The organism is Labedella populi, assembly GCF_004078655.1.
Lineage (GTDB): Bacteria > Actinomycetota > Actinomycetes > Actinomycetales > Microbacteriaceae > Labedella > Labedella populi.
This window is the reverse complement of sequence record NZ_RZNC01000003.1, coordinates 549,886-569,566: the sequence shown is the minus strand read 5'-3', so window position 1 is coordinate 569,566 and position 19,681 is coordinate 549,886. Positions and strand designations below refer to the sequence as shown.

Below are 19,681 nucleotides of genomic sequence, written 5' to 3'. Positions count from 1 at the left end.
GCATATTGACAGGCTCGAAGGGATGTGGATTACTTGAACCGCTCACAGCACCAGCGCGTCACGACGGGACATTGGCGTCACGCACTGCTTTCGACAAGGAGGACGAATGCACAGCATCAAGCGCGGAATCGCGGCGACCGTCGCGGTCGCGGCCCTGGCACTCACGGGTTGCTCGGCCGGCGGCGGGGACGACGGGCCCGTCGGACTCGACTTCTGGGCCTGGGCGCCCAACGTCGACAAGGTCGTCGAGATCTGGAACGAGCAGAACCCGGACATCCAGGTCACGGTCCAGAAGCAGGACGGCGGCGACCCGGTCATCACGAAGCTCCTGACGGCACTCAAGGCCGGGAGTGGCGCCCCCGACCTCATTCAGGCCGAGTACCAGAAGATCCCGACCCTCGTCTCGTCGGACGCGCTCGCCGACATCTCCGGTGACCTCGACGCGGATGTCGCGGACGAGTTCGCCGATGGACTGTGGTCGAGCGTCACCCTCGGGAGCGACGCCGTCTACGCCGTGCCGCAGGACTCCGGCCCGATGATGTTCTACTATCGCGAGGACATCTTCGAGGAGCTCGGCCTCGAGGCGCCGACCACGTGGGACGAGTACGCGGAGGTCGCCGCCGCCGTCCACGCGTCGGACCCGTCGCGCTATCTCGGGACCTTCTCGGCGAACGACGCCGGTTGGTTCACGGGCCTCGCGCAGCAGGCCGGGGCGTCCTGGTGGTCGATCGACGGTGACGCCTGGGGCGTCGACATCGACGAATCGCCGACTCAGCAGGTCGCCGAGTACTGGGGCGGACTCGTCGAGGAGGGCGTCATCGACAACAAGCCGATGTACACGCCCGAGTGGAACGCCGGCCTCAACGACGGCTCGCAGGTGGGCTGGTTGAGCGCGGTCTGGGCGCCGGGCGTCCTGTCCGGCAACGCGGCCGACACCGCCGGTCTCTGGCGTGCCGCACCGATGCCGCAGTGGGACGCCGATGCACCCGCGACCGGGGCATGGGGCGGATCGTCCACCGCGGTGACGACGCAGACCGAGAACCAGGCCGCCGCTGCCGAGTTCGCCACCTGGCTCAACACCGATCCGGAGGCGGTCGCCGCGATGGCGGACGTGATGGGAATCTACCCGGCGGCAACCGATGCTGCGGCCGAGGCCCTCACGACGTCTCCCGAGTTCTTCTCCAACCAGGAGGACTTCTACGACGTGGCCGCGGAGGCCGCCGACACGATCGCGCCGTTCACGTACGGCCCGAACGTCAACGTCACCTTCAGCGCCTACAACGACGAGTTCGCGAAGGCGGCCGAGGCGAAGACCTCGAGTGCCTTCCTCGACGCCGTCGCGGAGATGCAGCAGATCACCGTCGACGACCTCGAGAACACCGGATTCACGGTCGAATGACCGCCACCACCCGCCCGTCCGGGAGCACGAGCCCCCGGACGGGCGTCCCCCGGGCGCCGGACGACTCCCTCGAGCCGAGGGAGCTCGGCGCGGCTCCGCGGCGTCCCGCCGGGCACCGGTTCCGCACGCGCGTCCTCACGCCGTACGCGATGATCGCTCCCGCGATCCTGCTCTTCCTCGCCTTCATGGCGGCGCCGATCGTCTACACGGTCGCGCTGAGCTTCCAGCGCGTCCAGGTGCAGGGGCTCGGTCTCGGTTCGGGCGCCCGGAAGACCGTCTTCGCGGGCTTCTCGAACTACGTCGCCGCCCTCGACGCCGAGTTCCTCGCGAGCGTCGGGCGCGTTCTGCTCTACGGGCTCATCCTCGTGCCCACGATGCTCGGCCTGGCCCTCCTGTTCGCGCTGCTGCTCGACTCGAAGCGGTCGCGGGCCACGCGGTTCTCGCGCCTCGTCATCTTCCTGCCGTACGCCGTTCCGGGCGTCATCGCCTCTCTCCTGTGGGGATTCCTCTACCTCCCCGCGGTGAGTCCCTTCTACTTCGTGACGGACGCCCTCGGACTGGACGCCCCGACGATCCTCTCGTCGGACCTCATCGTGTTCGGTCTCGCCAACATCGGCCTGTGGGGCGGTGTCGGCTTCAACATGGTCGTCATCTACACCTCGCTGAAGGCGGTGCCGAGCGACATCTACGAGGCCGCGCGGCTCGACGGCTGTTCCGAGATCCAGATCGCGCTCCGCATCAAGGTGCCGATCGTGTTCCCGGCGCTCGTCATGACGGGTCTCTTCTCCCTCATCGCGACGCTGCAGGTGTTCGCGGAGCCGACGACGCTCCGCCCGCTCACGAACGCCCTCTCCACGACGTGGAGCCCGCTCATGAAGGTGTACCGCGACGCCTTCACCCGCGACGACCTCGGCGCGGCCGCCGCGACGAGCGTCATCATCGCCATCGTGACGCTCGCCATGTCCTTCATCTTCCTGCGCATCGTCCAGAAGCGCGCGTTCGGTCAGGAGGACTGATCGTGACCACCACCGCATCCACGCACATCCGCGCGTCCGCCACCTCGTCGGCGACGACACTCCGGCCCTCGCCGATCGCCACGGGCATCCTCATCATCGGCGCCCTGTACTGCCTCATCCCCGTGGTCTGGGTCGTCGCCGCGTCCACGAAGAGCGCCGGGGAGCTGTTCTCCTCGTTCACACTGCTTCCGAGCACGCACGTGTTCGACAACCTCGCGCAGTTGAGCGCCTACCGCGACGGCCTCTTCTGGCGGTGGATGCTCAACTCGGCGATCTACGCGGGCGTCGGAGCGATCGCGTCGACCTGGGTCTCGGCCCTCGCCGGATACGTGCTCGCCAAGTTCGCCTTCCCCGGCAAGGCCGCGGTGTTCTCGATCCTTCTCACCGGCGTGCTCGTGCCCGGGGTCATCCTCGCGATCCCGCAGTACCTGCTGCTCGCGCAGCTCGGGCTCACCAACAGCTACTGGGCCGTGCTGCTCCCGCAGATCATCTCGCCGTACGCCATCTACCTTGCCCGCATCTACGCGGCCGCCGCGGTTCCGACCGACGTGGTCGAGGCGGCGCGGACAGAGGGGGCGAAGGAGTTCGCGATCTTCAACCGCATCGCCCTCCCGATGATGCTCCCGGGCCTCGTGACGATCCTGCTGTTCCAGTTCGTTGCGGTCTGGAACAACTTCATGCTGCCGTACATCATGCTGGGCGACGACACGCTCTTCCCGGTGACGGTCGGCCTGAGCGGACTGCTCAACCAGGGCGCCTCGGCCCCGTCGATGTACACGCTCGTGATCGCGGGGGCGCTCGTGTCGGTGCTGCCGCTCGTCCTCCTGTTCCTGCTGCTGCAGCGCTTCTGGCGGGTGGACCTCGCGGCCGGTGCCGTGAAGGCGTGACGGCCGCCGCCGGCGATCCCGGGAGGCCGCGCCGTCGCCGATCCGGGCGCCTCCCGTCCAATAGGCTCTGACCATGAACTCAGGGGACCGGCCACGGCGGCCGACGGTCAGCGACGTCGCCGCCGAGGCGGGTGTCTCCCGGGGCACCGTGTCGCGCTACCTCAACGGCGGGCACTGGGTGAGCCCAGAGGCGGAGGCCGCGGTGGCGGCGGCGATCCGGAAGACCGGGTATCGCATCAATCCGCACGCCCGCAGCCTCGCGACGCAGCGAACGAACTCGGTCGCGTTCCTCCTGACCGAGTCGTTCGAGCGCCTCTTCGAGGACCCGAACTTCGCTCGTCTCATGCGGGGTACCTCAGCGGCCCTCGCGGAGCGGGACGTGTCGCTCGTCTTCATCCTCGCGGGCTCGGACGCCGAGCGGCGCCGGGCGCGCGACTTCATCACGCAAGGGCACGTCGACGGCGTCCTGCTCGTGTCGAGCCACGCGGGGGAGCCTGGACTCATCGAGGAGATCCACCGCGCCGGAGTGCCGGTCATCGCGTGCGGCATCCCGCTCGGCTTCGAGCGGAAGCTCGGGTGGGTCGCCGCGGACGATACGACGGGGGCGCGCGAGATGACCGCGCACCTGCGATCGCTCGGCCGCACCCGCATCGCGACGATCGCCGGTCCCCGCGACACTTCCGGCGGGATCCAGCGGCTCACGGGCTTCCGGGAGGAGCTCGGCGAAGCCTTCGACGCGGACCTCGTGGAGCACGGTGACTACAGCCGTCGCAGCGGTCGTGCCGCGATGGCGGCTCTGCTCGAGCGCGCGCCGGACATCGACGCCGTCTTCGCCGCCAACGATCTCATGGCGGCCGGGGCCCTCGCGGAGCTCGCCGAGCGCGGCATCACCGTCCCTGGTCGGATCGCCGTCGGAGGCTTCGACGATGCGGCCGTGGCGGTGGAGACGACGCCAGCGCTCACGACGATGCGTCAGCCGTTCGACCGGATCAGTCAGGAGATGGTGCGCCTGCTGCTCGAGGTCATCGCGGGGGAGAAGCCCGCTCGGATGACGCTCCCCACCGACCTCGTGGTGCGCGACTCCGCCTAGAGGGCGAGCGGCACCGATCCGCCGTCGGCGGCGTCATCACGGGAAGAACGCGTCGAGCGCGTCCGTGATCTCCGAGCGGACGACGTCGCGCGGCATCGTCGAGACCCCGTCACCGGGTTGCGCGCCGTAGTCGCCGAAGTCGGCGTGGTTCGCGCCGTCGAGCACGACGAACGTCGTCTCCGCCGGGAGGAGGTCGGCGTTGCCCTCGATGTCGGCGGGCGTGCTCAAACCGTCCTCGGTGCCGGAGACGCTCAGCACCTCGATCGCCGTCTCCGACACGTCCTCGGCGCAGTAGCTGCCGAACAGCACGAGACCGGACACCGGGACGCTGTCGTCGCTCGCGGCCATCGCGCACGCCTTCACCCCGCCGAGCGAGTGCCCTCCGACGCTCCACTCGTCGACGCTCGGCGCCGCCGCCGTGAAGTCGGACAGCGGGCGCGAGTCGAAGAAGGCGAGATGGAGGGTCGGCTTCGTGATGACGACGGTGACGCCCGACCGCTCCACGACCCCCGAGAGGACGCGCGCGTAGGCGAACGGATCGACGCGCGCGCCCGGGACGAACACGAGGCCCTCCGCTCGTCCAGCCGACGTCGGCTCGAGCATGAACGAGACGTCGGTCTCGGTGATCGTCACGGCGTCGTCCCGCCACACCTCGAGGGCGGCCGTGCGATCGCCGGCCATCACGGTGTTCGCCCACGTGAGGAACACCACGAAGACGAGGACGATCACGACGACGGCCGCGGCGAGCCCCCGGAGGAGCCGGCGGCGGAAGCGGCCGGAGCCCGTCGAGGGGCCGCTCGTCGCGGCGACCGGCGATGACTGCGACATGTCCTGCTCCCGTCCTGCGGATCCCGTGCTCCGGAGCCATCCTGTCATCGCGGCGGCGCTCCGCCGTTCCCGACGTGGGGCCGGGCCATGCCGCTCCGGCAGCGCGCTAGCGTGAGGACATGCCACCGCTCCACCCGCACGCCTCCCGTCCATGACCCGCGGCCCCCTCGATCATCTCCGCGGCCGCGGCCGGATCCGGCGGGAACCCCTCCCGCGCGACGTCCGGGTCCTCGGTGTCGTCGCCTTCTTCGTCATGCTCGGGTTCGGCGTCGTCATCCCCGTCCTCCCGGTCTTCGTCCGCGGCTTCGGCGTCGGCTACATCGAGGTCGGCGCCGTGATCTCGGCGTTCGCCGTCATGCGTCTCGTTGTCGCTCCCGTCGTCGGACGGCTCGTCGACCGCTGGGGGGAGCGCATCGTGCTGGCCGTGGGCATCGGCATCGTCGCCGTGTCGAGCGGAGCCGTCGGCATCGCGACGGATTATCCGCAGGTCCTCGTGCTGCGCGGGCTGGGCGGCATCGGCTCGGCGATGTTCTCCGTCGCCGCGATGACGCTCATCATCGGCGTAACGTCCTCGACGCAGCGCGGCCGGGCAGTCGGGTTCTGGCAGGGCGGCTTCCTCATCGGTGGCATGGCCGGTCCGGCCGTCGGCGGCCTGCTCACGACGATCTCGCTCACCGCGCCCTTCTTCTTCTATGCGGCGACTCTCGCCGTCGCGGGTGGAGTCGGCCTCGTCCTGCTCCGCGGTGGCGGTCGGGCGGAGACGGCGGAGACTCCGGACGACGGCGGGATGCGCGCGGTGCTGCGGGATCGCCGCTTCCAGGTCGCGAGCGTCGCCAACCTCGCGTCGGGCTGGGCCGTGATGGGGGTGCGCGGTGCGCTCGTCCCGGTGCTCGTCGTCGAGGTCCTGCATCGGGAACCGGCGTGGACGGGGATCGCCTTCGCGATCGCCGCCGTCGTCCAGACGATCGCGCTCGGTCCCGCCGGCCGGTTCGTCGATTCGGTCGGCCGCCGACCGGCCATCGTGGGAGCCTTCGCGGTCGGCGCGGTCACGATGATGTCCATCCCCTTCGTGACGGAGCTGTGGATGCTCATCGCGCTCCTCGTCGTCTACGCCGTCGCGGCCGCCTTCATCGGCACCGCGCCCTCCGCCCTGATGAGCGACGCAGCGGGTGGGCGACGCGGAACGCCCGTCGCCGTGTTCCAGGCCTCGGCCGATGTCGGATCGATCGTCGGTCCGCTCGCGGCCGGCGCACTGCTCGACGCGTTCTCCTACCCGGCGGCCTTCGCTTCCGCCGCTGTGCTCATGCTCGCGGCGTCCGTGTTCGCCGTCACTCTTCGACGCGAGTAGCACCAGGACCGGCGAAGCGCGTCGGGTTGTCCCGCCCGTCGTCGCGCTGTGGACTGGGACGACCGACCGAAAGGGGAACGACCATGGCCACCACGGCAGACCTGCTCATCGACGCCGTCGATCGCATCCGCGACAGCACGGCGAGGGTCCTCGAGGGCCTCACGGAGGAGGAGCTCACCTTCCGCGCGACCGCCGACGCGAACTCGATCGCGTGGCTCGTCTGGCATCTCACGCGCGTCCAGGACGACCACGTGGCCGACGTAGCCGGCACGGAACAGGTGTGGACGACCGGCGGATGGTTCGAGGACTTCGGCCTGCCGTTCGGACGGGAGGCAACGGGCTACGGCATGTCGTCGGACTTGGTCGGCGCCGTGCGCAGGGTGCCCGCCGAACGCCTCTCCGCCTATCACGATGCGGTGCACGATCGGACGGCCGAGTACCTCTCGGGACTCCACGATGCCGACCTCGATCACATCGTCGACGAGGCGTGGGATCCGCCCGTCACGCTGGGCGTCCGGCTCGTGAGCGTCGTGTCGGACGACCTGCAGCACGTCGGCCAGGCCGGATTCGTGCGCGGCCTGCTGCCGCGCTGAGCGTCATCGCGGACGACGGTCATCGTCAGTCGGCGAGGTGCGCCGTCAGGCTGATCGGGCGGTGGTCGGACGCGCCGAACGGCAGGACGTCGACGCGTTCGATCATGTAGCCGTTCGAGGTCACGAAGTCGAAGTAGCCGGAGAAGTACTTGTACCGGACGTACGTCGGCTCCGTGCTGCGCGTCAGCTGGAAGCCGGCGTCCGTGAGGTGACGCTCGAGCTTGTTGACGAACCACGGGTAGTTGAAGTCGCCGACCATGAGCGCCGGTGCACCGGGAGCGAGGGCTCGCATGCCCGCGTGCGCTCCCGCGATCTGCTTGCGCCGCAAGGCGTTCGACGCGGTGAGGGGAGCAGCGTGGAAGTCACCAACGAGGACCTCGCGGCCGCGGACCCTGTCGAAGAGGCGCGCCGCGAGGAGCCGCTCGTGGGCCGGCCGCAGCACACGGTCGTGAAGAGACTTCCGCACCGCGAAGACCCGTGTGTCGAGGATCTCGAACCGCTCATCGCTTGCGTACATCGCGAGCCCGAGCCGGTTGTTCTCGGTGGCGCCGATGAGCCGGAGGCCGCCGACGGTGGGCGCGAGCGCCGCCGTGTCGCCTTCCTGGATGCAGAGGACGTCGATCCCGTGGGTCTCGACGAGATCGGTGAGTTCACCGACGGCGGCGTGCTTGCGGAGGTTATAGCTGACGACCTTCAGGAGCGTGCCCTTCTCGAACGGCCAGACGAAGCGGTGATGGCGACCACGACGACGGCAACGTTACCCCGCTCCTGTCCGACGCTCGACCGGTTGCACGGGCGCGTTCGGGCTCTTCACGGCTGACGGAGGGTTTCGAGGGCGGCGTCCCCCGTAACATGTGGCGAGATGAACGCCGTCGTGGACACCGTCCTTCTCCTGCTCGCGATCGCCGCCCTCATCGGGGGCTGGCGTCGGGGGGCCCTCGTGACGGCCGCGTCGCTCGTCGGCCTCGTCGGTGGGCTCCTCCTCTCCACGGCGGTGTCGCCGCTCGTCGTCGAGTGGGCGGCGACCTTCGGCTGGGCGACCTCGCTCCAGCGCACCATCGTCGCCGTCGTCGTCCTCGTCGGCTCGATCGCCCTCGTCGTGACGGTGCTCTCGGTCCTCGCCCGGCTGCTCCGGCGCGTCGTGTCGAAGATCTCTCTCGGGCGCGGCCTCGACACACTGGGTGGAGCGGGTCTCGGGCTCCTGACCTGGGCGGCGTCGGTGTGGCTGGTCGCGGGCTTCCTCGCATCGACAGGACTGCCGCCCCTCACTCAGATCGCCGCGTCCTCGCGCGTCGTCGCGACGCTCGACGCACTCGCGCCCGTACCGTCGAGCACGGCGCTCGGAGCCCTCGACCGGGCGATCGGCAACTCGGGTTTCCCGCGGGTGTTCGCGGGCGGGGTAGAGAGCATCATCGGTGTCACCGAACCCGACCCGACCGTCTCGGCGGACGTGGACGGAGCGGCAGCGGGCGTCCTCCGCGTGCTGTCCTCCGCCCCCTCGTGCGGGTCCGATGCGACGGGGAGCGGCTGGGTCGTCGGCCCGGAGCGGGTCGTGACGAACGCCCACGTCGTCGGCGGGTCCGAGGACCTGTTCGTCCAGCTCGGCGGCGAGGGGCGGCCGCTCCCGGCGACACTCGTCGTCTTCGATCCCGAGCGGGACCTGGCCGTGCTCGCCGTCCCCGACCTCGACGTCACCCCGCTGCCGCTCGGCGACGAACTCGCGGCCACCGCGTCGGCGTACGTCGCGGGCTATCCCGAGAACGGCCCGTACGACGTCGAACCGGCGCGCGTCCGGCAGATCCTGCAGGCGACTGGTCTCGACATCTACGAGCGCGACACCGTGACGCGGGAGATCTATTCGCTGCGGGGCCTGGTGCGCCCGGGGAACTCGGGCGGGCCGCTCCTCGACCCGGCGGGCGACGTCGTCGGGGTGGTCTTCGCTCGCTCCACCACCGATGCGGACACGGGCTACGCGCTGACACTCGACGAGCTGGCCCCCGTCCTCGATCGGGTCGCCGCGACCGAGGAGGTCCCCTCGGGGGATTGCGTCTCCTGACCGCCTTGTACGGGGTCGTCCCACCCGCCGCCAGCCCCTGGGGTGCAGCGCCGGATCGGGCCAGAATCGGAGGATGACCGAGACCTCGAGCACCGCGACCGCCGTCCTCTTCGATATCGACGGAACCCTCGTCGACTCCAACTACCTCCATGTGGAGAGCTGGGCGAATGCCTTCGCCGACCTCGGGGTCGAGATCGACACGTGGCGGATCCACCGCGGGATCGGACTCGACTCCGCGAAGCTCCTCGAGGAGCTCCTCGGCGACCGTCTCGAGGAACTCGGCGACCGTGCGAAGGAGTTGCACACCGAGCGCTACTCGGCCATGGGAGACAGGTTGCGGCCCTTCCACCGCAGCACCGAACTCCTCGCCACTCTCGCACGGAGGGGGACCCGGGTCGTGCTCGCCACCTCGGCTCCCGAGGAGGAACTCGTCGAGTTGAGACGTGTCCTCGACGCCGAGTCGAGCCTCCACGCCGTCACCTCGTCGGCCGACGTCGAGACGGCGAAGCCCGAACCGGACGTGATCCGGGTCGCGCTCGACGAGGCCGGGGTGGCGCCCGACCGTGCCGTGATGGTCGGCGACGCCCGCTGGGACGGCGTCGCGGCCGAACGCGCGGGCATCCGGTTCGTGGGCGTCCTCACGGGGGGCATCTCGGAGGCGGAACTGCGGGACGCCGGCGCCGTCGCCGTCTACGCGAGCGTGGACGAGTTGCTCGCGAACCTCGAGGAGAGCCCGCTCGCGGCTCTCCTCGGCTCCGGCGACTGAAGGAGCGACGCACGAGAGCCCGAACAGCCTCCTCGTGTGCACCGGGGGACGCGGAGAGGAATTATCCTGATTCTTCGGCCCGATCCGCATCGCGTGGGCCGTGCACCCGCCCGGACGAAGGACCGCCACGATTCTCGATAGACACGCCGCCCAGTCGCGGCTCGACACCATCCGCTCGACCGTCGCCGATCTCGTCGCTTCCGAGAGCGCCCGCCTCGCGACGGTACTCCGAGAGAGCGGCGACGCGGTCGAGCTGTGGGATCGTGACGCCCGCGCGGACCACCACCGCAAGCAGTTGAGCCGGTTCGAGAACGCCGGAGGCGGCCTCCTGTTCGGGCACCTCGGGATGCGCGACGATGCGGAGTGGTACATCGGCCGCATGGGCCTCTTCGACCCCGAGACGCGGGATCCGCTGCTCGTCGACTGGCGCGCTCCGCTCTCGCGGGCCTTCTACACGGCGACGCCGTTGCACCCCGAGAACGTGTCCGTGCGCTCGACGATCGGAACCCGCGGCTGGCGGGTGTCGAGCGTCGTGACGGAGGACCTCGCAGCCGGCGGCGAGGGGTCGACGACGGGGCCGTCCGCGCTCATGGCCGCGGTGTCGCATCACCGCACCGACAGGATGTCCGACATCGTCGCGACCATCCAGGGCGAGCAGGACCGCATCATCCGGGCCGGCCTGCGCGGGGCGCTCGTGGTCCAGGGCGGACCCGGAACCGGCAAGACGGCCGTCGCGCTGCACCGCGCCGCGTACGTGCTGTACGAGCACCGCGACCGACTCGCTCGCGAGGGCGTCCTCATCGTCGGACCGAATCCGGACTTCCTGAGCTACATCAGCGAGGTGCTGCCGTCTCTCGGCGAGGACAGCGTCGTGCTCACCTCCCTCCACACCCTGCTTCCCGGGGTGATCGCCGAGGGGGAGGACGATCGTGACGTCGCCGAGGTGAAGGGGCGGCTCGACCTCGCGAAGGCGATCGAGAACGCCGTGCGCCGGCACGAGATCGCCGTCCGGGCGCCGTACGTCGTGACGCTCGAATCGGAGCAGACGGTGCGCATCGAGAGCCGCGACCTCGCGGCGCTCCGCACACGAATGCGCCGCAGTCGTCGCTCCCACAACGAAGCACGGCCCGTCTTCGAGCGGCTCTTCCGTGAGCTCGTCGCCCGGATGCTGCTGTCGACCGCGGGGCGTTCCGTCGAGGTCGAGGTCGACCAGGAGGACGTCGAGGACTTCGCCGAGGAACTCCAGCTCGACGACCGGATCGCGGCGGCGATCGACGAGCTCTGGCCGATCGTCAGCCCCGAGGAGCTCGTGCGCGGGCTCCTCTCGGATGAGAAGGTGCTCGCCGCGTGTGCTCCCATGCTGTCGGACGACGATCGGGCGCTCATTCTCCGTCCCGCCGCCGCCGCGTGGACGGCGTCGGACATCCCCCTCCTCGACGAAGCCGCCGCGCTCCTCGGGGAGGATCCGCGCCCGGGCATGCGCGCCCGGGCACGAGAGCGCGCCGAGCAGGAACGCGAGCTCGAGTACGCGCAGGGTGTCCTCGACCTCTATTCGGACACGACGACGGACGACGACGGCACCCGCGCATCGTCGGTCACGGCGGAGCAACTCGCGGCGCGGCAGCGTCAGGACGACCGGGGCACGGTCGCCGAGCGCGCCGAGGGTGAAGTCGGCTGGACCTACGGGCACGTCATCGTCGACGAGGCGCAAGAACTCACCCCCCTCGCGTTGCGAGCGGTGCTGCGACGGTGCCCGTCACGGTCCCTCACGCTCGTGGGGGACATCAATCAGAGCTCGGCGGCCCACGGTTCCGACTGGGACACGCTGCTGCGCCCCCAGCTCCGCGGCTACACACGGGAGGAGCTGACGGTCAATTACCGCACCCCGTCGGAGGTCATGGACCTCGCGGCGCGAGTGCTCGCGCACATTGACCCGACTCAGACGGCGCCGACCTCGATCCGCTCGACGGGAGAGGCACCGGAGATCGTTCGCGTCCCGTACGACGCCATGGCGGCGGCGATCGCGGAGCGCGCCGAGGCGTACCTCTCCCGGTCGGAGGGGACCGTCGCGGTGATCGCCGACGCCGAGCTGCTCCCGCGACTGCGGTCGGCCGTCGACGGGCTCCCGCCCGGGCAGAGTGAGCGGATGTGGTTCGGTTCGCCGCGCGCGGCGAAGGGACTCGAGTTCGATGTCGTCGTGCTCGTCGAGCCCGGGTGGCGCTCAGAGCGCGGGGTGGCCGAGTCGCGCGAGCTCTACGTCGCCCTCACCCGCGCGACGCAGCGCCTCTCGATCCTGCACTCGACACCGCTCCCGCCCGAACTCACCCCCTGACCCCCCTGAACACTTCCGATGTACACGAATTTTCATGTACATCGGAAGTGTTCAGGGGGTGGAGCGGGTGGGTGGGTGCGAAGCAGGGGTCACGCGGTGACCGGGAAGGACAGCTCGGACGGCTGGACGATGACCCAGCCCGGACCGTGGAACGCGTACTGGAACGCCTCGCCACTGCCACGGCCGATGAGGGCACCGGCGCTCATGGACGACTTCACGGCTGGACGGAGGTTCGCCGACCACGCGATCGTCGCCTGCATGTCCGTGAACGTGGGCTGCTGCGAACAGTCGAGGATGACGGGAGGACCCTGGGTGACGACGGCGGCCGTTCCGACCCCGTGGATGGTCGTATTCCACATGCCGCCGGTGAGCATCCCCGCGCCCTGGACGCGATTGAGGTCGTACTGCAGGCTCGACTGGAAGGCGAGCAGGTTCCGCCCGTTGATCGTGATCGCGTCGTTCTCGAGCTGGATGAGGTGCACGTTCGCCTTGTAGCTCGCGAGGAAGACCTCGCCGTCGCCCGAGAGCCGCATGAGCGGTTGATCGTCCGACGACATCATCTTCTTGAGGAACTGGCCGACGTCGCGCGACCCCTCGTGCGCGAACGTGACGTCCCCCTGGTACGCGACCATGGCGCCCTTCTGGGCGATGAGATCGTACTGCGGGTAGATGCGCGCCTTCAGCATGTACTCGTTCTGCAGCGACAACCACTCGTTGGTGGTGATCTCGTTGTTGCTGGGCTCGAACAGACTCGATTTCATGGGCTCCCGATCGCCGATGGCGGGGCGGCGCGAATGACCGACCGCGATGTCGAGAGCGACTGTACCAGTGGCTTTGAGCGATCGAACGGATCCGTCAGGAAGCGGATCGGTTGCCGGCCGTCGTCTCGACGGCGTCGAGCATCACCGCGGCGAGGGAACCGGAGCGGGCGAAGACGGCGCGCTGGCGATCCGCGCCGGTACCGTCGCGGAGGATGGCCGCGACACCGTCTCCGATGCGTTCACGGTCACGGGCCCCGTCGAGGGCCGCGTCGATGTGATCGAGCAGCGCGTCCATGGCGTCCCGGGCCGGAACAGGGCGACCCGTCGCCGGGTGCACGAGCTCGCCACCGACGCCCTCCGCCGACGCCCGCCATGCGGCGAGCCGCAACGCGGCGGGAGTGACGGCGATCGGCTCGAGGCCGTCTGCCCACTCGTGCGCTGCCGTCGTCACGAGCGCCCGAGCGAGGCCTGCGATCGTCACGGCGTGCTCGAGTTCCATGCACACGTCGGCCACCCGCACCTCCACCGTGGGATACCGGCTCGACAGGCGCGCGTCGAAGTAGAGCATGCCGCGGTCGAGCAGCACGCCGGTCGCGAGGAGCTCGTCCTCGAACGCCGTCAGCGCGTCGACGTCGCCGAAGATGGGCAGGGGACCGGCCGACGGCCAACGGCTCCACACTTGCGAGCGGTAGCTCGCGTAACCCGTGTCGAGTCCGCCGTGGAAGGGCGAATTGGCGCTCAGCGCGGTCAGCAGGGGGAGCCAGGCCCTGATCCGGTCGAGTACCCCGACACCCTCCTGCCGCGAGGAGATGTCGACGTGGACGTGACAGCCGCACACCATCGTCCGTCGCGCGGTGACGCCGAAGTGATCGGCCATCCAGTCGTAGCGCCGATCGGCGGTCAGGTGAGGGAGGGCGGGGACGGCGGAGGAGGCAATGGCTGCGGTGCGTGCTCCCACCGCGCGGGCGAGCTCGTCGGCCTCTCGACGACACGCGGTCAACGAGGCGCGGACGTCGTCGAGGCTCGTGAACGGATCGCTCGCGATCTCGATCATCTCCTGCTGCAGCTCCGCCTGGAGGTGTTCGTGACGCGTCGCGAGAGCCGTCGCCGAGAGGGCGAGTGGACGCCCGTCGGACGGGTCCACGAAGAGCATCTCCTCCTCGACGCCGATCTTCCGCACGAGTGCGATTATGCCCCGTCGGAGTCGCGGTGGCGAAGGGTGCGCACGCGCTTCGTGACCCACCATGCGATCGCGAGGACGACCACGACGATGACGATCCACTGGAAGATGCCCGCGTACTCCTCGACGACGTGCCAGTTCTCGCCGAGGAGGAAGCCGGCCCCGATGAAGAGGGAGTTCCAGAGGAGGCTGCCCGCGAGCGTCAGGAGCATGAAGAGCCCGAGGTGCATGCGTTCGATTCCCGCCGGGATCGAGATGAGACTCCGGAAGATCGGGACCATGCGGCCGAAGAACACCGCCTTGCTTCCGTGTCGCTCGAACCACGCCTCGGTGCGGTCGACGTCCTCGACCTGAACGAGCGGCAGCTTCGCGGCGATGCGACGCATGCGTTCGCGGCCGAGAGCCGCTCCGATGCCGTAGAGCGCCAGGGCGCCGACGACCGAGCCGAGTGTCGTCCAGAAGATGGCCTCGACGATCGTGAAGCTCCCGCGGCTCGCCGTGAAACCGGCGAGGGGCAGGATGAGTTCGCTCGGCAGCGGAGGGAAGAGGTTCTCGAGGGCGACGGCGATCCCCGCACCCGGGGCACCGATCGTCTCCATGAGGCCGACGACCCAATCGGAGAAGCCCGAGAGCAGCGACCCCGATCCGTCCGATCCGGTGGAGGAGAGAAGGGGCATGCGGTCGGCTCCGATGGTCGCTGGTGGTCGGCGGCTACGAGAAGCCTACGGGCGTCGACTGGGGATCCGATCGGACCGGACGCCGAACGGCTCCGCCGTCACCCTCGACGGGGCGACGGCGGAGCCGTGAGGTGTCGATCAGCCGCGGATCGACCGGCGGCGACCGACGAGGTAGACCGCGGCGCCGACGAGGAGCAGACCCCCCGCGAGACCACCGAGAGCCGCGGCGCCGTCCGTTCCCGTGATCGCCAGTGCGCTCGCTGCGGGGCGCTGTGCGAAGTAGGGGTCGTCGTCCGTCACGGTGATGCCGCTGACGACGCCGGTACCCGTGACGCTCGCGACGTCGTGGTGTGCGCTTCCCGCCGCGACGCCCGAGAGGGTCGCGGTGCAGTCGAAGGAGTCGGCCGGTTCGAAGGGGCCGTCCCACGTCGTGCCGGTCGAGCCGTCGGGGAAGGTGCAGGTCAGATCCCTGACCGTCCCGCCCTCGACGACCCTGTCGGACACGACCACGTCGGCGAGGGCCTCGTTGCCGGGGTTCGTGACGGTGAAGGCCAGGTCCGTCGCGCCGCCGGGGAGCGTGACGGCGTCGCCGAGCGTGTCGGCGGTGTTGCCCTCCGTGTCACCCTTCACGATGCCGATCTCGGGCTCGGGGCTGGGCGTCGTGACGTGGAACGGGTCCTCGTCGTCGACGTCGCGGCCGGTCTCGACGCCCGTTCCGATGACGTCGGCCGTGTCGGAGTGCACACCGCCGACGGGCATCCCGGGCACCGTACCGGTGCAGTCGAAGCTGTCGCCGACGAGGAACGGCCCCTCCCAGTCGGTTCCCGACTCCGGCCCGCCGAGGGGCGAGAAGTCGCACGACAGATCGGTGAGGTCGGGTCCCGCATCGGTCGTGTCCCGGACGGACACGTCGATGAGGTCCTCCTCGCCGTCGTTCGTGATCGTCATCGTCACGGGCACCGGGGCGCCCGCCGCGACGGCCTTGCCGGGGAGATCGTCGAAATCGCCGCCGGGGTAGCCGTCGGCCGTCGACCACTTCTCGATGTCGATCGAGGGGATGGGGGGCGTGACGGAGAAGAACGGGTCCTCATCGGTCACGCCGGTCCCGCTGCCCTGGCCGGTGCCGGCGACATCGGCGGTGTTGGCGTGCAGGGTCGCCGCCTCCATCGCCGGGACCGTGCCGGTGCACTCGAACGCGTCACCGACGGCGAAGGGTCCGTCCCAGGTCGTCCCGGAGGCCGGTCCGCCGAGCGCGGAGAAGTCGCACGTGAGACCGGTCATGGCCGGGCCCTCGTCCGTCGTATCCGACACGACCACGTCGACGAGCGGCTCCTCGCCGTCGTTGGTGATCGTCATGGTGACAGGGATGGGAGTGCCCACCTCGACGCGCTTGCCCGGGTCCTCGTCGAAGTCTCCGGCGGTCAGGCCGTCCTCCGTCGCGTACTTCTCGATGTCGACGGAGGGGTCGTTGTCACCCTCGCCCCCGCCGCCACCCGTCGAGCTCGTGATGCTGCGCGTGGGGTTGTCGGTGCGCACGGAACCGTCGGGACTCGTCGAGACCACGTTCGCGGTGTTCGTGAAGGTGTGCGCGTCGGGGCCGGTCGCCTCGTCGAGGTCCACCTTGAAGCCCAAGCGGACGGCCTTCCCCGCCGGGATGGGGCCGAGCGTGACCGAGACACTGTCGGCGGAGCACGTCAGTGCTCCGATCCGGGTCGGGCGGGTGTACGGCTCCGCGATGTTGGTCTCCGTGCGATCGCCCTGCAGGAGGTCGACGCTCGCGCAGTCGACGTTCATACCGCCGCCCGGGGTGTCCGAGAGAGTGACGCGGTCGAGCGGGCCGACAGGGGAGACCACGTACCACTGCACCGCGTCGTTCGGGTCGGTGTGACCTTGGTCCGGCGAGAGCCGACCGAACTTGAACGCCTCGTCGGTGTCGCCCTCGGGAGGTCCGTCTCCGCCTTCCGGCGTGATGTCGGTCGACCACGTGTTGCCGTCGTTGTCCTCCGAGGTGAAGGGCACCGTCTCGCCCGGGGTCAGACCGTTGTCGAAGCCCGACCGGATGAAGGCGGACCCGCAGACGTTGGAGTGCGTCTGCGCATAGTCGGTCATCGTGAAGGTCACGACCGCCGGATCCGTCGTCGAGATGGCCGCCGTGGCCACGACGGGACCGTCGTCGCCGTCCGTCAACGAGAATCCCGGGGGCAAGGCACGCAGGTACTCGCTGAGCGTGAGCGTGAACGTGTCCCCGGCCTGCGTCCCGTCGGGGACGCACCAGTCGATGTTGGTCTCGACCTGCGTGCCGAGGCGCGGATTGGTCGGGGTCACCGTCACGTCCTGAATGACGTCGGAGAGCTCCGCCGCGTTCGCGGCCGGTGCGGCGACGCCGGCGAGGAGAAGCGCTGCGGCGGTGACGGCCGTGAGCGCGACGGCCCTCGCGCGTCGCGTGATTCGGTCGGGAGGGGAGTGATGCACGGATTCCTCGTTTCTGGTGGGCGGTCCGGCGCGGTGATCGCTCGCGAGCAGCGAAGGACGGCCGTGGCCGGGGGAGTGCGGTGCAACCGTAGGCAGGACGGTCCCGGCGGTCGCGATATTTCGTCCCGGAGGTACTCCCCCCGGAACAGGGGAGGAGGGGTGTCGCTGCGAGGCGCGCCGACGCCCAGGCTCCACTCAGTGGCGCAGGTAGCGCCTTCCTAGACTGGGTACGGTCCGACCCCGAGGAGGCTCATGTCCGAGTGGAACCCCTGGCTGCAGTTCGCCGTCGCCGCGATCGTCGCGGTCGTCGCCGCCATCGCCGTGATCGCGCTCACCGCACTCGCCGTGCGGGTCGTCTCGCGACGCAGGCCCGCGGCGCTCGGTCTGCTCACGAGCGCGCGGCTCCCGTTCCGCTTGCTCGTCCTCACGGTGTTCGTCTGGATCGCGGCCGCGGCCTCGATCGCGGCGACCCTCGGATGGTGGGCGATGGTGTCCCACGGCTTCCTCATCGTGGTCATCGTGCTGGCGTCCTGGCTCATCGGATCGGTCGCGTCGTTCGGGCTCACGCAAGCGGTCAGCCGCTACCGGATCGACGTGCCCGACAACAGGGTCGCTCGCCGGGTGCGCACGCAACTGCAGATCGTGCGGCGTCTGGTCCTCGTGGCCATCACGATCGTGGGTGCCTCCGCCGTTCTCATGACCTTCCCCGAGGTCCGCACGGTGGGAGCGAGCCTGCTCGCGTCAGCGGGTGTGGTCTCGATCATCGCCGGACTCGCCGCCCAATCGACGCTCGGAAACGTGTTCGCCGGCGTGCAGATCGCCTTCAGCGACGCGATCCGTGTCGACGACGTCGTGATCGTCGAGGGCGAGTGGGGCGTCATCGAGGAGATCACCCTGACCTACGTGGTCGTGAAGGTGTGGGACGACCGGCGACTCGTCGTCCCTTCCACCTACTTCACGACCACGCCGTTCCAGAACTGGACGCGACGGACGAGCGCCCTTCTCGGCTCGGTCGAACTCGACCTCGATTGGCGCGTCGATCCGCGTGCGATGCGCGAGCACCTCGACGCCGTGCTCGAGCAGAGCGAGTTGTGGGACCATCGCACCAAGGTCCTGCAAGTGACGGATGCCGTCGGGGGCTTCGTGCGCGTGCGTGTGCTCGTGTCGGCGGGCGATGCGGGGACGCTCTTCGATCTCCGGTGCGCGGTGCGCGAGGAACTCGTCGACTGGGTGCACCGCCACGGCTCCGAAGCGCTTCCGCGGACCCGCGTCGCGGTCGGCGAGGACAAGGCGCCGCCCCGCCGCCGGTCGGAGCCGGAGCCCACGACCGGTCCCCACCGCGGGCTCTTCAGCGGCAGTGCTGATGGGCAGCAGCGCGGGATGGAGTACACGCAGTCGATCCCCGTCGTCGACCCCGACGACCGGGATCTCCCGCGCTGACGGTCAGGCCGACGCGCCGAGGAAGCCGATCGCCTTCTCCCGGAACACCCGAGAGGTGGGGGCGGAGAAGTGGTCCCGGTCGGGGATCTCGAGGAAGACGCCGAGCGGCGTCGCCGCGGCGAGGGCGTCGGAGTCGTGTCTCACCGGGTCACGGTCTCCCGCGGCGATCAGGACCGGCTGGCGGGGCGGATCAGCCGCGTCCGGCTGCACGCCGCCGCGCATGCCCTCCACGAGTGCGATGAGCGACAGGAGGTCGTTGTCGCGGATGCCCGCGGCCATCTCGATGTAGGTGCGGGTCAGACGGTCCTCGACGGGGGTGCGGGAGCGCGCGAAAGCCCGGGCGGCTCGGAGGTCGAAACCCTGGAGCGGGTCACCCGACGGGAGGCCGCCGAGGACCACGCGCGGGAAGCGATGGGCGTCCGTGCGGGCGAGGTGCCATCCGACGCGTGCCCCCAGCGAGTAACCGAGCAGGACCGCCTCGTCGACGAGGTGCGCATCGAGCACGCCGAGGACGTCGGCCGCGAGTCGTTCCGTCGTGAACTGAAGCGGGTCGTGCGGCTTTCCGCTGCGACCGTGACCGCGCTGGTCGAGAGCGAGCACTCGGTATCCGGCGCGCGTCAGGTCCCGCGTCCATCCGGAATGGAACCAGTTGAGCACGCCGCTCGACGCGAAGCCGTGCACGGCCATGACGACGGGCGCATCCGGGTCCCCGACGTCGTAGACGGCGAGGCGCACACCGTCGTCGCTCATCACGACGACCGGCTCAGGGGCGGGCGGAACGATGGTGACCACCCTCCCACCCTATGGCGCTCCCGTCACCCGGAGTCTCTAGAGTG

At 70.1% G+C, this 19,681-nt stretch carries 17 protein-coding genes; 10 read left to right on the top strand and 7 right to left on the bottom strand.

The features are described 5' to 3' along the window. The first annotated feature begins 106 nt into the window (after positions 1–106). The 4 genes from ELQ92_RS11205 to ELQ92_RS11190 all read left to right on the top strand — a co-directional run bounded on the left by ELQ92_RS11205 (position 107) and on the right by ELQ92_RS11190 (position 4,392). A complete protein-coding gene (locus tag ELQ92_RS11205) occupies positions 107–1,399 on the top strand; it encodes an ABC transporter substrate-binding protein (protein ID WP_128499024.1) in 1,293 nt (430 codons plus the stop codon). Continuing rightward, positions 1,396–2,415 carry a carbohydrate ABC transporter permease gene (locus tag ELQ92_RS11200; RefSeq protein ID WP_128499023.1) on the top strand — a complete coding sequence of 340 codons (1,020 nt, stop codon included), beginning with the start codon at positions 1,396–1,398 and terminating at the stop codon, positions 2,413–2,415. The genes ELQ92_RS11205 and ELQ92_RS11200 overlap by 4 nt, the downstream gene beginning before the upstream one ends. Positions 2,416–2,441: 26 nt before the next feature. Beyond that, complete coding sequence (locus ELQ92_RS11195; protein ID WP_424980092.1) at positions 2,442–3,302, top strand: carbohydrate ABC transporter permease; 861 nt, start codon at positions 2,442–2,444, stop codon at positions 3,300–3,302. 73 nt (positions 3,303–3,375) lie between these two features. Next, positions 3,376–4,392: a LacI family DNA-binding transcriptional regulator gene (locus tag ELQ92_RS11190; protein WP_208004323.1), complete on the top strand. Its 1,017-nt coding sequence runs from the start codon at positions 3,376–3,378 to the stop codon at positions 4,390–4,392. A gap of 36 nt (positions 4,393–4,428) precedes the next feature. Here the strand turns inward: ELQ92_RS11190 and ELQ92_RS11185 are convergent, their stop codons facing one another. Next, complete coding sequence (locus ELQ92_RS11185) at positions 4,429–5,220, bottom strand: alpha/beta hydrolase (protein WP_128499021.1); 792 nt, start codon at positions 5,218–5,220, stop codon at positions 4,429–4,431. A 151-nt stretch (positions 5,221–5,371) separates the two neighbouring features. Between ELQ92_RS11185 and ELQ92_RS11180 the strand changes: the two genes are divergently transcribed. Both ELQ92_RS11180 and ELQ92_RS11175 read left to right on the top strand, forming a co-directional pair. Beyond that, positions 5,372–6,568 (top strand): MFS transporter, encoded by a 1,197-nt coding sequence (locus ELQ92_RS11180; protein ID WP_128499020.1) that lies wholly within the window; start codon positions 5,372–5,374, stop codon positions 6,566–6,568. 83 nt (positions 6,569–6,651) lie between these two features. Continuing rightward, positions 6,652–7,161: a mycothiol transferase gene (locus ELQ92_RS11175; RefSeq protein ID WP_128499019.1), complete on the top strand. Its 510-nt coding sequence runs from the start codon at positions 6,652–6,654 to the stop codon at positions 7,159–7,161. A 25-nt stretch (positions 7,162–7,186) separates the two neighbouring features. Here ELQ92_RS11175 and ELQ92_RS11170 read toward each other — a convergent pair whose 3' ends face one another. Beyond that, positions 7,187–7,858, bottom strand: a complete 672-nt coding sequence (locus tag ELQ92_RS11170) for an endonuclease/exonuclease/phosphatase family protein (protein ID WP_128499018.1) — start codon at positions 7,856–7,858, stop codon at positions 7,187–7,189. A 165-nt stretch (positions 7,859–8,023) separates the two neighbouring features. Here ELQ92_RS11170 and ELQ92_RS11165 point away from each other — a divergent pair, with 165 nt between their 5' ends. The 3 genes from ELQ92_RS11165 to ELQ92_RS11155 all read left to right on the top strand — a co-directional run bounded on the left by ELQ92_RS11165 (position 8,024) and on the right by ELQ92_RS11155 (position 12,315). After that, a complete protein-coding gene (locus tag ELQ92_RS11165; RefSeq protein WP_128499017.1) occupies positions 8,024–9,217 on the top strand; it encodes a MarP family serine protease in 1,194 nt (397 codons plus the stop codon). Positions 9,218–9,290: 73 nt separating this feature from the next. Beyond that, positions 9,291–9,983, top strand: coding sequence for an HAD family hydrolase (locus tag ELQ92_RS11160; RefSeq protein WP_128499016.1), 693 nt, complete (start codon positions 9,291–9,293; stop codon positions 9,981–9,983). 100 nt (positions 9,984–10,083) lie between these two features. Beyond that, positions 10,084–12,315 carry a HelD family protein gene (locus ELQ92_RS11155; RefSeq protein ID WP_128499015.1) on the top strand — a complete coding sequence of 744 codons (2,232 nt, stop codon included), beginning with the start codon at positions 10,084–10,086 and terminating at the stop codon, positions 12,313–12,315. 89 nt (positions 12,316–12,404) lie between these two features. Here the strand turns inward: ELQ92_RS11155 and ELQ92_RS11150 are convergent, their stop codons facing one another. The 4 genes from ELQ92_RS11150 to ELQ92_RS11135 all read right to left on the bottom strand — a co-directional run bounded on the left by ELQ92_RS11150 (position 12,405) and on the right by ELQ92_RS11135 (position 17,405). Further along, positions 12,405–13,076 carry an AIM24 family protein gene (locus ELQ92_RS11150; RefSeq protein WP_128499014.1) on the bottom strand — a complete coding sequence of 224 codons (672 nt, stop codon included), beginning with the start codon at positions 13,074–13,076 and terminating at the stop codon, positions 12,405–12,407. Positions 13,077–13,170: 94 nt separating this feature from the next. After that, positions 13,171–14,256, bottom strand: coding sequence for a carboxylate-amine ligase (locus tag ELQ92_RS11145; RefSeq protein WP_128499013.1), 1,086 nt, complete (start codon positions 14,254–14,256; stop codon positions 13,171–13,173). Between the two features lie 8 nt (positions 14,257–14,264). Next, positions 14,265–14,933: a DedA family protein gene (locus ELQ92_RS11140; RefSeq protein ID WP_128499012.1), complete on the bottom strand. Its 669-nt coding sequence runs from the start codon at positions 14,931–14,933 to the stop codon at positions 14,265–14,267. Positions 14,934–15,071: 138 nt separating this feature from the next. Further along, entirely contained in the window at positions 15,072–17,405 is a 2,334-nt protein-coding gene (locus tag ELQ92_RS11135) for an Ig-like domain-containing protein (RefSeq protein ID WP_128499011.1), read from the bottom strand. Positions 17,406–17,657: 252 nt separating this feature from the next. Here ELQ92_RS11135 and ELQ92_RS11130 point away from each other — a divergent pair, with 252 nt between their 5' ends. Continuing rightward, the gene (locus tag ELQ92_RS11130; RefSeq protein WP_128499010.1) at positions 17,658–18,845 is read left to right on the top strand and encodes a mechanosensitive ion channel family protein; all 1,188 of its coding nucleotides are present in this window, start codon (positions 17,658–17,660) and stop codon (positions 18,843–18,845) included. Positions 18,846–18,848: 3 nt separating this feature from the next. On the opposite strand, the gene ELQ92_RS11125 is transcribed toward ELQ92_RS11130, so the two are convergent. Then, on the bottom strand, positions 18,849–19,637 hold the full coding sequence (locus tag ELQ92_RS11125; RefSeq protein ID WP_243694982.1) for an alpha/beta fold hydrolase: 789 nt from the start codon (positions 19,635–19,637) through the stop codon (positions 18,849–18,851). Between the last annotated feature and the right edge of the window lie 44 nt (positions 19,638–19,681).